This window comes from Anabaena sp. 90 (genome assembly GCF_000312705.1).
Taxonomy (GTDB): Bacteria; Cyanobacteriota; Cyanobacteriia; order Cyanobacteriales; family Nostocaceae; genus Dolichospermum; species Dolichospermum lemmermannii.
This window is the reverse complement of the sequence record NC_019427.1, coordinates 1,581,030-1,594,248: the sequence shown is the minus strand read 5'-3', so window position 1 is coordinate 1,594,248 and position 13,219 is coordinate 1,581,030. Positions and strand designations below refer to the sequence as shown.

At 34.9% G+C, this 13,219-nt stretch carries 14 protein-coding genes; 1 reads left to right on the top strand and 13 read right to left on the bottom strand.

Features of this window, described 5'->3' with window-relative positions; translation table 11 throughout:
- Positions 1 to 165: 165 nt before the first annotated feature.
- From ANA_RS07170 to ANA_RS07140, 7 genes are all read right to left on the bottom strand, one after another.
- Positions 166 to 774, bottom strand: a complete 609-nt coding sequence (locus ANA_RS07170; protein ID WP_015079394.1) for a class I SAM-dependent methyltransferase — start codon at positions 772 to 774, stop codon at positions 166 to 168.
- 105 nt (positions 775 to 879) lie between these two features.
- Positions 880 to 1,251 (bottom strand): hypothetical protein, encoded by a 372-nt coding sequence (locus tag ANA_RS07165; protein WP_015079393.1) that lies wholly within the window; start codon positions 1,249 to 1,251, stop codon positions 880 to 882.
- A complete protein-coding gene (locus ANA_RS07160) occupies positions 1,244 to 2,242 on the bottom strand; it encodes an LLM class flavin-dependent oxidoreductase (protein WP_015079392.1) in 999 nt (332 codons plus the stop codon). Before ANA_RS07160 ends, ANA_RS07165 begins: the two co-directional genes overlap by 8 nt.
- Before the next feature lie 18 nt (positions 2,243 to 2,260).
- Complete coding sequence (locus tag ANA_RS07155; RefSeq protein ID WP_015079391.1) at positions 2,261 to 2,596, bottom strand: hypothetical protein; 336 nt, start codon at positions 2,594 to 2,596, stop codon at positions 2,261 to 2,263.
- Positions 2,597 to 2,732: 136 nt separating this feature from the next.
- A complete protein-coding gene (locus ANA_RS07150) occupies positions 2,733 to 3,044 on the bottom strand; it encodes a hypothetical protein (protein ID WP_015079390.1) in 312 nt (103 codons plus the stop codon).
- Positions 3,045 to 3,046: 2 nt separating this feature from the next.
- Complete coding sequence (locus tag ANA_RS07145; RefSeq protein WP_015079389.1) at positions 3,047 to 3,310, bottom strand: hypothetical protein; 264 nt, start codon at positions 3,308 to 3,310, stop codon at positions 3,047 to 3,049.
- Between the two features lie 37 nt (positions 3,311 to 3,347).
- Positions 3,348 to 3,776: a hypothetical protein gene (locus ANA_RS07140; protein WP_015079388.1), complete on the bottom strand. Its 429-nt coding sequence runs from the start codon at positions 3,774 to 3,776 to the stop codon at positions 3,348 to 3,350.
- Positions 3,777 to 4,532: 756 nt separating this feature from the next.
- Here ANA_RS07140 and cysK point away from each other — a divergent pair.
- A complete protein-coding gene (gene cysK / locus ANA_RS07135; protein WP_015079386.1) occupies positions 4,533 to 5,474 on the top strand; it encodes a cysteine synthase A in 942 nt (313 codons plus the stop codon).
- 175 nt (positions 5,475 to 5,649) lie between these two features.
- Here the strand turns inward: cysK and ANA_RS07130 are convergent, their stop codons facing one another.
- The 6 genes from ANA_RS07130 to ANA_RS07105 all read right to left on the bottom strand — a co-directional run bounded on the left by ANA_RS07130 (position 5,650) and on the right by ANA_RS07105 (position 13,206).
- Entirely contained in the window at positions 5,650 to 5,955 is a 306-nt protein-coding gene (locus tag ANA_RS07130; RefSeq protein ID WP_015079385.1) for a hypothetical protein, read from the bottom strand.
- An 83-nt stretch (positions 5,956 to 6,038) separates the two neighbouring features.
- Positions 6,039 to 9,278: a type ISP restriction/modification enzyme gene (locus ANA_RS07125; RefSeq protein WP_015079384.1), complete on the bottom strand. Its 3,240-nt coding sequence runs from the start codon at positions 9,276 to 9,278 to the stop codon at positions 6,039 to 6,041.
- Between the two features lie 270 nt (positions 9,279 to 9,548).
- Positions 9,549 to 9,773, bottom strand: a complete 225-nt coding sequence (locus tag ANA_RS07120) for a hypothetical protein (protein ID WP_015079383.1) — start codon at positions 9,771 to 9,773, stop codon at positions 9,549 to 9,551.
- Between the two features lie 8 nt (positions 9,774 to 9,781).
- On the bottom strand, positions 9,782 to 10,045 hold the full coding sequence (locus ANA_RS07115; protein ID WP_015079382.1) for a hypothetical protein: 264 nt from the start codon (positions 10,043 to 10,045) through the stop codon (positions 9,782 to 9,784).
- 21 nt (positions 10,046 to 10,066) lie between these two features.
- Positions 10,067 to 11,047 (bottom strand): hypothetical protein, encoded by a 981-nt coding sequence (locus ANA_RS07110; protein WP_015079381.1) that lies wholly within the window; start codon positions 11,045 to 11,047, stop codon positions 10,067 to 10,069.
- 590 nt (positions 11,048 to 11,637) lie between these two features.
- Positions 11,638 to 13,206 (bottom strand): archaeosortase/exosortase family protein, encoded by a 1,569-nt coding sequence (locus ANA_RS07105; RefSeq protein WP_235082018.1) that lies wholly within the window; start codon positions 13,204 to 13,206, stop codon positions 11,638 to 11,640.
- Positions 13,207 to 13,219: the final 13 nt, after the last annotated feature.

The window sequence follows — 13,219 nt, the reverse complement described above, 5'->3', positions numbered from 1 at the left end:
CAATATGCTTTGTGTTGAGTCTAATATTTTTTTTACCATAGCGAAGCGTGGCGTTAGCCATACCACAGAGGCACAGAGGACACAGAGAGAATAGAAAATGCTTAATTCATATTTATTTTTCATTGTTTTGTAGGGTGGGCATTGCCCACTCTACTAAAATTGGCTTTATTTCTGAAAAACCGTTAATAATACAAATCCTAATAAGTCATAATGACCTACACAATTTAAACAGGCATTATTCCCCATTTCTTCTCTTTGTTTCTGACTATAAAACCTAATTCCTGTGGGAGAATGGGGCGTAATTTGACATGGTGATGAGTTATTAAAAGTAATGTCCACTAAATAGAACTTACCACGAGGAGAAAGTATCCTTGCTACCTCATTTAAAACCTGTTCTGGTTGGGGATAATGCAAAAAGCTGATAGTATTAAAAACTGCATCAAATTGTCCCTCAGCAAAGGGGAGATTTTCCGCATTACCTTCAAGATAAATTAATCGGGGACGATAACGGTTATTTTGTCTAGCTATCCGCAACATTTGGGGAGACAAATCTAAACCCGTGGCTGTAATTTCTGGAAACTGTTTTGCTAATCTATCTAATAATCTGCCTGTTCCACAACCTAAATCTAAAATATTTGCATGAGGTGATAATTCAACTTTTGTAAGTAATCTTTTATGGATTGCTTGATAAATAAAAGAAGGAAATGCCCAATCATAACTATTTGCCCAACGGTCAAATAATTCTTTTTTATTATTGACAAAGTTGCTAACCATGACTGTTATATTATTGTATTTATTTTATTATAACAAGATAGATCCCCAACCTTTTTAAGAAGTCGGGGATCTGATGATTTTAGTGATTAAAATATAATTTAGGACTTACAACCAATCTCGATAGGCTGAAATTTCGGTTACTCCAATTTCAAAAGGTGATCCTTTTCCAAAAGGAGGATAAACGCGAATTTTGGCATTTTTAGTAAATCTTTCCAGTCTATTTCCCAATTGGGGAATATTGCTGACTATATGCCAATAAGCCACTATATCGGGACAGTCTACAATTAACATCAAAGTAGTATTATTTGTAGTCATGTACCATTGACAATTAGATAGTAATACTTGGGTAATGCGATCGCACGCATAAAAAAAGCATCTACCTATAGACTGTTCCAACTCCAAATGCAGTATTCCATCCTCTTTTGTTACCTTTGTAGGAGGTAAATCATCGGGAGGAAGCAAAGAAAGTTTAGACATAATTCCGCACCTCTTGATTGTAGCGTTGCAAACTTTCTCGATTTTTTTGTAAAGAAAAAGATGAGGGTTTTAACGCTAATGTGCTGAGATCTAATTCGTCCTGAAATTTCTTGATTTTGTCACGACAACCGTTGACATCACCGATAATTGAATTCTCAATCAAATAGTCTTCATCAAAACAGATATTTGTCCGATCAAATGCTGGTTGTTGAGGACTTTTCTGCATTACTTGAGTCGAGTTAGCTGTCATTTCTTTGCTGAAATGGCGAATAAAAGGCAATGCTTCATTTACCGCTTCATCATGAGTTTTACCCACAAAAAAGAACCGCGCTAACAGGAACTTATCAGCACCACTGGAATTAAATTCCCGATATTTATTGACTGTCTTCTTGAGTCTTTCTAAAGAAAAAGGTGGACCACCCATGATTCCAAAGGAATTTTTAGCAGCAAATTCAATTGCATCATGATCACCACTAGCAACATATATAGGAATTGGTTTTTGCAATGGTTGGGGATGAATTGTGAGATTTTCGCATTGATAATATTGGCCATTAAATGATACGTTAGTCTCATATAAAAGCTTTTGAATCAATGCTACTGACTCTAACATTCTGGTGCGAGATTCCTGAGTTGTCACCCCAAAATGTTTATTTTGCTGCGGAAATGGACCACCTTTAGCTACCCCAAAAGCCAGCCTACCACTACAAAGATTGTCCAACGTAGCAATATCTTCAGCCACGCGAATTGGCTGATGAAATGGCAATAATACAGCGGCAGTTCCTAGACGAATTTGCGAAGTCACACCTGCCAAATGTGCCAATAACAGCAAAATTGAAGAACTGAGATTGAACTCATTAAAATGATGTTCTGTTACCCAAGCTTCTTCAAAACCTAAAGTTTCAGCCTCTTTGACCAATAAAACTTGCTCAAAGATAGTGCGTCTAGCATCTAGGTGATGATTTTCGTAATTGCAGAAAAGTCCTGTTTTCATTGTTGACCAAATATCAGATTAGGCTGCCATTAATTGCAACTCCAACCATAATCGAGGTTCAGACTGTTTTAACTTCGACATAGGGTCACGTAGCAATCGTTTAGCATTGAAACAAACTACTTGAATTAACCCCATATTTTCGGCTAATTCTCTGAGGATTTCTTTTTTGGCTTGAATACAGGGCATCATGTCTTCTCGACAATAAATTCCTATATATCGAAACCGTTTTGCAGGTCGTCCCCAAAAGCAAGTGATAACTTTCACGTGGCAGCCTTCTAAAAGTTCTCCCACGGAGGGATAATAGTCATTTACGACTCTAATAAATTCTTGGGCTAGGATGTCTTCAGTAATCATTTGACTGATTCTTCTGTAGCTTCCATAACTCTATTTAGTATAACATATAATTGTCATTTAAATCTGACAAAATTAATAATAAAATACCAGATCCCCGACTTCTTTAAGAAGTCGGGGATCTAAATATCTCAAGTTTTTATCGAGAATTACGTTCTGCTACTAAAACATCAGCAATAATATCTGGTAGACTTTTCAAATCGGTATATCCTTCTGAACCAGAAATTGGGGAAATAAAAGTATAGTTAGGGTCACAAACTCCTGTGTCATAAACCTGCATAAACCATCTATCAGGTAATCCCTCTACACCCAATTCTACAATGTACCAACTCTCACCCATTAATCGAGAATTAATCACTGTAAACCAATCTCTATAATCATCAGCAATATTCCAATCTGCCAAAAGAAATTCTAATGATATTTTTCCAGCATCAGTTGAAGTCAATAGCATCATTACTCCTGAGTGACAACTTGATTAGAAACTTCAGGGTATAAACCTAATTCCTTTGCTAATTGTTTAGCAACAAAAAATAGAAATTGCGCTCCATCTTGATTACCTTGATGGGCAAACATTGTGGCTACTTGTAACATTGCTTGCACTAAACCAGAGTCAATTAATTCCGGTTGTGCTTCCAAAACTTCTGGTTCTTGACCATTAGGACATTGGAGAAGTTCATCAATTAAATTAAAATACTGTGTTTGGCGTTCGTCTGTCATGATAATTTAGTTTATGGTGAATGATTAACTTGAAAAATTACTGTTCGATGCTTTGTTGCCACATTCTTTCCAACATGGCAATGTGTTCTTTTAATACAGCAGCACGATAGACAAGATATCTGTCATAAGCAATAATTCCTATACCAGTACAAATCGGTGTGATTAAAAATATCCATTGCAAAATTGTTGCTAATTTATATTTTCTTGCAGCAATTTTTAATTGATGTAGAAAGTTATTGTTAGATAATTTAACCTTGACTAAAGATGGCTGAGTATTGATAATTTTTTGTTGGGGAACTAATTGAGGAGATGCTATATTTATTTTCGGCAATTCACAGGATAAATTCTGTGTTTTAACGAACTCTCTATGTTGTCCCCAAACTATAGCAAATACTACTACCCCTGGAGAAATTAATGCTAAAGTTACCAAACTTACGGTAAGCACATTTAAAAGTTTGACTTTCATATTTATTCTCCATTGCCAGGTATAGATTACCTAGATAGAAATAAAATTCCTATTAGATTGATTTTTGCACCTTTTTGTTATTCAAAATATGCTGATCAAAATCTCCTCAAAAATAAAATTATGTCCTTTCTGTATGGAGTAATACAGATAGTATTTAGATGAATCTTGAGAGATATAGAAGTTAAGAAGTCCCCCCTGATTCGTCAGACTTTCATCTTAGGAACTTCGGGGGGTAGAGGGGAATCTCTGCGTAAATCCTATATCGTTTATATCAGTTGCCTTTCAGGTCCTAGCTTTAAGGGATGCCAATTAATATTATTAAGATAATTACGACAATACTCACAGCCTGTAATCCTGACTGTGCAAGCATTTAAAAAAATATTTGGTGTAGAGGTGCTAGTATTTATTGAGTGGGGTACTAGCATTTTTGAGGGAAGGGACGGGGGATTTTGTACTCAAACTCAAACTAAGATGGGCTATTGGTTTGAGATATTTTGAAAGGAAGATTCACAAGTACAAACTGTACTCAAATCACAGCATCTCATGACAAGGCTAGACCTAAGATATCTTGAATAGCTCAGAAACAAAATTAAGATATTCTAAGGAAAGTATTATCTTATTATTTTCAACAATTGGGAAGATTTGCTTATAGCAATAGACAGAGATGATGCTAAAATGGCTATGGCTGATATCAAAACTCAATCAGATAAATACTTAACCAAAATAGATTAATATATAAATTTTAGAGGTTAATAAATGCGAATTGCTAAAGACGTAACAGAACTTATTGGCAAAACTCCATTAATTCAGTTGAATAAAATTCCCCAAGCCGAGGGAGTGGTAGCTAGGATAGTTGTCAAATTAGAAAGTATGAATCCTGCGGCCTCTGTAAAAGACAGAATTGGCGTAAGTATGATTCTTTCCGCTGAAGCTGAAGGTTTAATTTCACCAGGAAAAACGGTTTTAGTCGAACCAACTTCCGGTAATACAGGTATTGCTTTAGCCATGGTAGCAGCCGCGCGGGGCTACAAATTGATTTTAACCATGCCCGAAACCATGAGTCAAGAAAGACGCGCCATGCTGCGGGCTTACGGTGCGAGTTTGGAATTAACACCTGGTACTCAAGGAATGCGGGGAGCAATTAACAAAGCAGAGGAAATTGTGGCGAATACTCCCAACGCTTTTATGTTACAACAATTTGCTAACCCCGCGAATCCGAAAATACACCGAGAAACCACCGCTGAGGAAATTTGGGCGGATACTGACGGAGAAGTTGATATTTTAATTGCTGGGGTAGGAACGGGCGGTACAATTACTGGTATTGCTGAAGTAATTAAACAACGCAAACCCAGTTTTCAAGTAATTGCGGTTGAACCTAGTAATAGTCCAATTCTATCTGGTGGTAAAGCAGGTTCTCACAAAATTCAAGGTATTGGCGCGGGATTTATTCCTGATGTTTTGCGTCAAGATTTAATTGATGAAATAGTGCAAATTGACGACGCAGCAGCAATGGACTATGGACGGAGATTAGCCAGAGAAGAAGGTTTATTATCAGGAATATCTTCGGGTGCGGCTTTAGCTGCTGCTATTGAAGTAGGAAAACGCCCAGAAAATGCGGATAAATTAATAGTCATGATTCAACCTTCCTTTGGTGAACGCTATTTAAGTACCGCCATGTTTCAAGATTTAATGAGTTAAACATTTCGTAGGTTGGGTTGACGCAAGGAAACCCAACAAAATCCTTAATAATTTTTGTCTGATAGCGTAGCGTGGCGTAGCCATATCAGGATTTATAGGATTTAAGGATTTACAGGATGTTTATTTATTTGATAAAATAACTTATAATTCTCTATTTTTTTGATATTAAATTATATTAATCATTTATAACATATTCAATTGCTTCTAACTTTTGTAGAGAATTAGTTAATTTTTTTTTAATTTTTATCTCTCCAGCCCAACTTACATATTCTTCGTCACCACCTGTAAGGTCTTCTGCTGTCCAATTGGCGAAAAAAAACTCTGATGAAACTTGATATTTTGCTTCAAATTCCATTAGTAATTTATTGGTTTTTTCTATTGAACGTTTTAAGTTTTTAATCTCGGAATCAATGGCTGACTGAACCAGGTTTTGTACGATTTCAACGTCAGGAGAATCGGATTTAATTTGTAGCTGTAACATAAGTTTTACCTCAAATAGAAGGACTATAGTAATTTTACTGCTTGGGTTTTTACAAGACAATACATATTAATTATAACATTTTTTTACTCTATGGGGAAACCTGGAATAATTTTATCAATTTCTTGCATTAATCGTAAAGTGTCTGTTAAAGCAATGACAATTTTTTGATAATGGTTAATTTCCTCAACAGATAATTTTCTATTAGCATTTTTTCGGTCTTTTAACCATTTATCTAATACTTGATATCCTCCTATTTTAAATTCCCAAATATGTGGAGGAATATCGGTAAAATAACTCTGTTTATTGATATAAACTCTTTGTAATTCGGAATTATAGGTAACTTCAGTAACTTGATTATCTCCTATTGCTTGGTATGTTGTGATTAAGGTATTGAGTTTATCAGATTTCATTAAATGTAAATTAACTAATTCTTCTCCTTTGATAGCTAATTCATGAAAGAGTTTTTGATTACTGGTTAAGGGAAGACGCGGAAAATCTATCTTTAGAAATTCAGCGTATCTAGTACGATAGGTTGGACTGTGAAATATAGCATAAGCATAGTAAAATATTTTTTCTGGAGTTGGTATTTTACCAAGTTTTTCTTTGATAGCTTCTAGGAATTTTGGGGATAGGTTGGGAGTTTTTTCCAGAAAAAGATTTGTTTGATCATTTTCTGTATTTGGGTATGTGTAGAGAGGAAAAACACTTGGTCTTCCTCTATTACTAAAAAAACTACGATTATCAACTATTTGATTACAGACCATAAAATGTGTATATTGATTATCTCCTGAAGCTACTTGTCGCATTGCTAATAGTCCCAGGTTATCTTGAGTTAAATTTGTTAAAACCTTTTCTTGCATTCTTCTAAGAATACTATGATAGTATGTAAATCTTATATCAAATGGTCTATAATATATCGGTTGAATTAGATGTTCTTGTATACCATCTTTGATAATCAATAATCGAGATTTAAAGAAATTCCAGTTAGGAGAATCTGCAATTTTATAAATATCAGCTATATTTTTCTCAGAAATATCAGGATTGGATAATTGTTCAATAAATTTTTGAATTCCATTTTTACCAAAAGAAATTAAAACATCATCTTTTCCTGTTTCTATTACATTAGAATATACTAAAAATATATCCTGAAGATTCCATGAATTTTTATATTCTTTTTCTATATCCAAAGAATAATTTATAGCTGTAAAAAAGTAATTAGGTTCAGTTGGTTGTAACTCTATCCAATTAACATTATCTAAACTTGCAGATTCTAAAAACTTATATTTATCCTCACGACTTCCCCACAGATCATAATATAACACCTTAGCCATTTCCTTCATTCCATCTCTGGATTTATAAGCCGTAGAAAAATAATCAGGTTCGCTTTTTTCGCGCACAGCAATTAAAATCGCTACACCTTGTTGAATATCAAAAACATTTTGATCAACATTTCCCTCTGGTGTGGTTTCTTTTAATAAAGAATTACCATGTAAATCCATGATATATAAAGTATCAAAATACTTTAATAATTCTTCTCTCATACCTCGATGAATTAAACCATTGAGATAGGAATGATTAGTAATAAAACCAATAATACCATAACCTTTAGGTGTTTTTTGAATTTGATATTGAGCAAAACGAATAAATTTAATATAATCATCATCTAAAGGTTGAATATTCTTTTCTTTTTCTAATCTGACTCTACCTTTATATAATTCTAAAAGTTCCCCAATATGGGTTAATTCCGTAATGGTTTTCCCCGCTTTTCCTGTTTTATAAATCCGATTCCAAGCTGAACCAGTATATTCAATATCTGCTAAATATCTTTCATCTTGATTTAAAACTCTTTTGCGTTTACTAGCATTTTGAGAACTGACAGAATAAGGAGGATTTCCTAATACCACCATTACGGGAATTTCCGTTTTTACTTTTCCTGCTTGACTGGATTCTTCCGCAATAATTTGAGTAATACCAGGAATTAAATCACCTTCTTTGATTCCTGCTTCTAACGCATTGGTTAAATAAACTTTTAATCTTTCTTCTGGTACAAATTTATAACCTAAATCTCCTAATAATAAACCTAACTTTAAATGCGCTATAGTATAAGGAGTCATTAATAATTCAAATCCAAATAGACGGTTTAAAAGTCTTGCACCTCTTAAAAAATTATTCCATTGACGGATATCAAATTTAGCAACATTATCACGAATTTGTTTAATAACTGCATATAAAAATGTTCCTGTTCCAGTTGCGGGGTCAAGAATTGTGACTTTGCGATTTCCTAAACCATATTCTAAATCAAAGACTTTATCTAAAATATCATCAACAGAACGAACAATAAAATTAACTACAGGTTCAGGAGTATAATAAACTCCTCTACTTTTCCTTAATGAAGATTCATAAGCAGCTAAAAATGTTTCATAAAAGTGAATAACTGGGTCTTCCGTGCGGGTTTCCTGACCAAAATTTTCTAAAATATTGGTCATGTCTATTGTGTTAAATAAGTCTATTAAATTTTCGATTGATTTGTGAATTTTACTAACGCTATCAGTTCCTAAAACCAAATCAAATAACCCTTTCAAAAAAGGGATTCTATCAGTAATATAAATACTTGCGGTTGTGCGATTAAATGCAAATTGTCCAGGGTTTTGTGCATGACCAATTTTCGCAGTAAATAGCCCATAAGCAATAGTTTGGGCATACATATCTGCAAATTTATCATTATCTATATCTAAAAGTAGTAATTTCTTAAATGTTGATTTTAATTGATTTAATTCTTCTGTAGTTGTTTCTATTTCTAAAGATGATTGAATTGCGTTTCTAATGGTTTTAGTATAAGCTGCCATTTCTTTAGCCAAATCATAATAGTTATTAATATCTTTGGCTTTTTGATTCAGAAATGATTGGAGTAATTCTGTAATAGGTTGTAAATCATTAACCAGAATAATTTCACCTTGTTCTAAATCAGCTAGTTTAGCAGTTTTTTCACATTCTCCGTCGACATACCAATGAAATTCTAGATAATTAGTTAAAATCAAGTTATAACCAATATTTGATTCTAAATAACGTTTAAGTTGTGGAGTTTTTCCAATTTTACTTAAGTCAATATTAATATCCTTAGCTTCTATATATCCCAAAATTCGATCATTTTTTCTGATAGTTAAATCAGGGATTCCTGCTTGGTTGCCTTTTTCTTCAATTCTGGCATTAACACCAATCATTAAACCCTCAATTAGACGTTGTAGGCTGGGGTAATGACTGCGTTCTCCACCGCGTTTAATATTTTCTTGTAAATCTTGGATGTAGTTATTAAAATCAGACATAATCCCTGGAAATTATTTATTAATCTTCTTTTCATAATAGCATATAATCGTAAGATATTTGTAGGTTGGGTTAAGCGACAGCGAAACCCAACAAATTCCTGAAAATGTTGTAACCTACTTGTTTATTGGAAAACCCAAATGTGAATTTATGTTATGATCATGTTGGGTTTCCTGGGGTCAAACCAACCTACTTGTTTATCGGAAAACCCAAATGTGAATTTACATTATGATTATGTTGGGTTTCCTGGGGTCAACCCAACCTACTGTAAATCATTTCATTCTAAAATCTTGCAACAAAAAAGGCATAATTGCACCTGTCGTCAAACTAGCCACAGTAACGGGAATACAAAGAGGAATTGACGCTTGTGCTAATAATACTAATATAACCGTACCAATACCACTAGCAATAATAATTTGACGCAGAAAATATATAGGGTCACGGAATAGTTTACCCTTGAAAAATAACTGCATAGAAAACCAAGTTAATGCTAACATATATGCTCCTAATGATTGGCTAATAAATTCAGGACAAATAACCCTAAAATTACCGCAGGAATTACCCCTGCTGGTGCAAATAAACTACCAATTATGGCTGCAAATTGGTATCCGATATCTTTACCCGCAAGGATAATTCCTCCTATTGCACCACCAATCATTGATAAAATCACAGCAATGATTAACCAAGTAAATCCTGTAGTGAGATTTAATTCTGTATTTAAACTATGCAGAAATTTGAGAAATACTGGATCATTTACTAATTCAAACATAGATATTCTCCTATTTAGGGTTTAATTTAATGAAAATGCTTGAATTTCCGCAGTTAAATCTTGGAGGGCTTTGGCTACTATTTCGGCTTGTTCTAATTGCTGATGTTCTGTAAATATTCGCCAAGCTTCTTGATAGTATTCTTCTGCTTTTAAGAGATTTTGGGGATTCCCTAATTCTGGTTTTTCGGGGTCGTCAGGTAAGTTGAAGAGAAGGTTAGCTTTGTTAGAAATTGTATTGGCATATTCTAACGGTGTATCTTGCAAATTACGCACTTTTAAAGCTTCATTGTAAGCTAAAACAGCCCGTAAATTATTTTCGATAGGATGAGAACTTACTAAATATTGTAAAGCATTTCCTAAATTATTTTGCAACATTGCATATTCTCTAGGATGGTCAATTAAGTTAATATGTTTGAGGGCAATTTCAAAAGACTGAACCGCTAAACCTTGACGCAAAGATTCCTGTGCCGACGACATGGGCATGGAAAGATAAGCGATCGCTATGTTATTATGTAAAATCGCATATTCCTGGGGGTAATCTTCCCAAGTAAACACCCGCAAAGCCTCATGATAAGCATGAATACTCTCAGTTATCTGGGCTAAATTATAGGGAACTAAAGATTGGAAAACTAACCCCAAATTCATCTGCACTGCGGCTACTTCCTCCGCCGTTGCCAATTGTTGTAAAATCGGCAAAGCTTCCTGATAATCTGCCCGTGCTTGTTGCAAAAATTGAGAACCCCCATCAGGAATCATCTGTAATGACCCTGCCATGCCCACCTTAGCCCGTGCTTTCAGTAAAACATAGTCATCCCCACACATTTGATAAGCGCGGTCAAATAGCCCAATTGCATTGTGTAAATCTTGGGCTGTTTTCGGCTTTTTCTGAAAACCTTGTGCTATTTCTATCAGCATTTGGATTTTTTCGGCTGTTGTTGCTGACTCTGAAGATATGGACGCAATAGCAGCTTTCACAAATGAATCTGTAATACTAGAAGTCATAAATTTGCCTGGGGAATGGAGTTATGATCACCCATATATTAGGGTTATTAACTAAGCCGATTTACGCAGTTTTCGAGTTGATACAGATTCCCCAATTTCGTTCTAGATATAACCCCCCACCCTGAACTTTAGTATGGCTTACGCCACGCTTCGCTATCAGGGCTAATAACTAAATTCCGTTAAAACGGACTAGAATTTTCTTTTAGTCGTCTTTAGACAACTTTCGCTATGAGACTCCGAATGAATTCGGAGGCGAGCTAATTTGGCTATTAGACTTGTGAATACGGCTTACGCCAGGCTACGCTCTCATTTGGAGGTGAACTACATGAGAAGGCAATAACATTAATACTCTCCAATATAAAACAATTGGGTTATAAAAATCTAGAGTGAATTTACCAATAAAAGGAGTTTCCTTTCTATCCTCAACTTCGTGATTTATCTAACAGTTGTCAAAATTGGCATAAAATTAAAACCAGAATAAAAAACCCACTCATATATGGGTAATAGACATCTCCCGTAAAGATTGTAGAGACGTTCCATGGAACGTCTCTACAGGTCACGCATATTTAATTTTTGGAGATGTCTAATTACTAGAGTTTCAACTTAGGAAAATTATCCTGCCAATAAGATAATAAAGCCTGCCAAGCAGTTTCTAATTCAACATCACTAGTATCAGCCTTAGTTAACGAAAGTTGCCCCCAGATACAGCGACGGTCACGGAGAGTTTGTTTACCGTTAAATAGATTCAACCATTGAGAGGGATTTAGGTAAGGACGATAAAAATGGGCAGCGAATTGAGATACTGTCACTGTACTTTTTCCCAGAGAATTAATGCAGGCTGTCAAATAGCGGTTTTGTTGATCAAAAAACTCTAAATGATCACCTTTGAGGTTCACTTTTTCAACGGGCTTTATCAGCTTAGGTAAATTAGGTAGATAACTAAATTGCTGATAGTAGTCCTTGACATCACCTAAGCTAGAAGGGACATAGTAAAAGTTAGCAGTTAAGCCCTGACCGGCTTTTTGGTAATGATAAATTTGTCCTGACAAGATATCCTTCGTCTTATCGGTTTCGATATCTGTGTTTAGTAGAGGACGATTATTCTCCTGGGCTAGTTGCTTTGACGATAAAGATAGAGGTTCACTAGCCGTGAATTGCCAACCAGGGAGAGGAATTTGTGACGGAAAACGATAGACGGCGGTTTGACTCAAGCCCGCGTTGGGATGGATACAAAAATTAAATAAAATGATGATCAAACCGATACCTGTTAGTACAATTAACCAGGATACTGGCTGAGACTTTTGAGGGGGGGCTTTTGTCAGTGACGATGGAATTTGACTGGGTGATAGGAAAAGAATCACCGCCCCAAAGGATAGGAACGAAAGTAAAGCAAAAATATCACCACCTTGAGAACCATGCCAATAACTAAATGCAGGTTTATCTGTCACCACTAGCGCTATAACAACCAATCGGATCACGGACAAAATAACACTAATAAGCACTGAAAGAATAAAAGGCAAATAAATATTTTTCAGATAAGAGGGAAAAAGAATGGCCAGCACGAAAGAAAATTTTAATAGGATGATTAGAAGTGGTATCGCCGTGCATTCTGATAAAATATCAATTACCCCATTATTAACAGAAACAAGAGAGCCTTGAGTAGCGGAATTAAAGCCCAAGTACCATAAAAGATAAGAAGTAAGTTTGGCGGAGATTACCGTAATCCGAATCAGCATTCCCAATAATTTGACAAAGACGAAAATTAAGGGAAATATCGCAATTACTGCTAATTCTCGCTTAAATTGTTTAATTCCTGGAAATCCTGATGCTAATAAAGCCAACCCAATAGCACTAACCAAAGGGAGACAGTACCAAAAAATAGAGATTTCTTGAACTGAAAATTTCGCATTGATGTAGGGAATAATAATTAAACAACAACCAACAAAATTAGCAGGAAACTGGCTCGCAAAAACAAGGTTATTCCGTCTCTCGTAAATGTGGAATATGACACTTGCATATAACAATAGTTGGAAAAACGAGTCATTAAGATTTTGTTCAACTCGCCAGTGGAGTGTTAGGTGAGTTGAAGTTACTAACCCAAAAATAAATAGAATGAGGAAAGTATAATTCAGAAAATTAACTTCCCTAAACTTTTCCATTTTACCTGTCATT

Excerpts from the sequence above, each read along its gene's own strand:
- ANA_RS07170 (WP_015079394.1), bottom strand. The coding sequence starts at position 774 with ATGGTTAGCAACTTTGTCAATAATAAAAAAGAATTATTTGACCGTTGG.
- ANA_RS07165 (WP_015079393.1), bottom strand. The coding sequence starts at position 1,251 with ATGTCTAAACTTTCTTTGCTTCCTCCCGATGATTTACCTCCTACAAAG.
- ANA_RS07160 (WP_015079392.1), bottom strand. The coding sequence starts at position 2,242 with ATGAAAACAGGACTTTTCTGCAATTACGAAAATCATCACCTAGATGCT.
- ANA_RS07155 (WP_015079391.1), bottom strand. The coding sequence starts at position 2,596 with ATGATTACTGAAGACATCCTAGCCCAAGAATTTATTAGAGTCGTAAAT.
- ANA_RS07150 (WP_015079390.1), bottom strand. The coding sequence starts at position 3,044 with ATGCTATTGACTTCAACTGATGCTGGAAAAATATCATTAGAATTTCTT.
- ANA_RS07145 (WP_015079389.1), bottom strand. The coding sequence starts at position 3,310 with ATGACAGACGAACGCCAAACACAGTATTTTAATTTAATTGATGAACTT.
- ANA_RS07140 (WP_015079388.1), bottom strand. The coding sequence starts at position 3,776 with ATGAAAGTCAAACTTTTAAATGTGCTTACCGTAAGTTTGGTAACTTTA.
- cysK (WP_015079386.1), top strand. The coding sequence starts at position 4,533 with ATGCGAATTGCTAAAGACGTAACAGAACTTATTGGCAAAACTCCATTA.
- ANA_RS07130 (WP_015079385.1), bottom strand. The coding sequence starts at position 5,955 with ATGTTACAGCTACAAATTAAATCCGATTCTCCTGACGTTGAAATCGTA.
- ANA_RS07125 (WP_015079384.1), bottom strand. The coding sequence starts at position 9,278 with ATGTCTGATTTTAATAACTACATCCAAGATTTACAAGAAAATATTAAA.
- ANA_RS07120 (WP_015079383.1), bottom strand. The coding sequence starts at position 9,773 with ATGTTAGCATTAACTTGGTTTTCTATGCAGTTATTTTTCAAGGGTAAA.
- ANA_RS07115 (WP_015079382.1), bottom strand. The coding sequence starts at position 10,045 with ATGTTTGAATTAGTAAATGATCCAGTATTTCTCAAATTTCTGCATAGT.
- ANA_RS07110 (WP_015079381.1), bottom strand. The coding sequence starts at position 11,047 with ATGACTTCTAGTATTACAGATTCATTTGTGAAAGCTGCTATTGCGTCC.
- ANA_RS07105 (WP_235082018.1), bottom strand. The coding sequence starts at position 13,206 with ATGGAAAAGTTTAGGGAAGTTAATTTTCTGAATTATACTTTCCTCATT.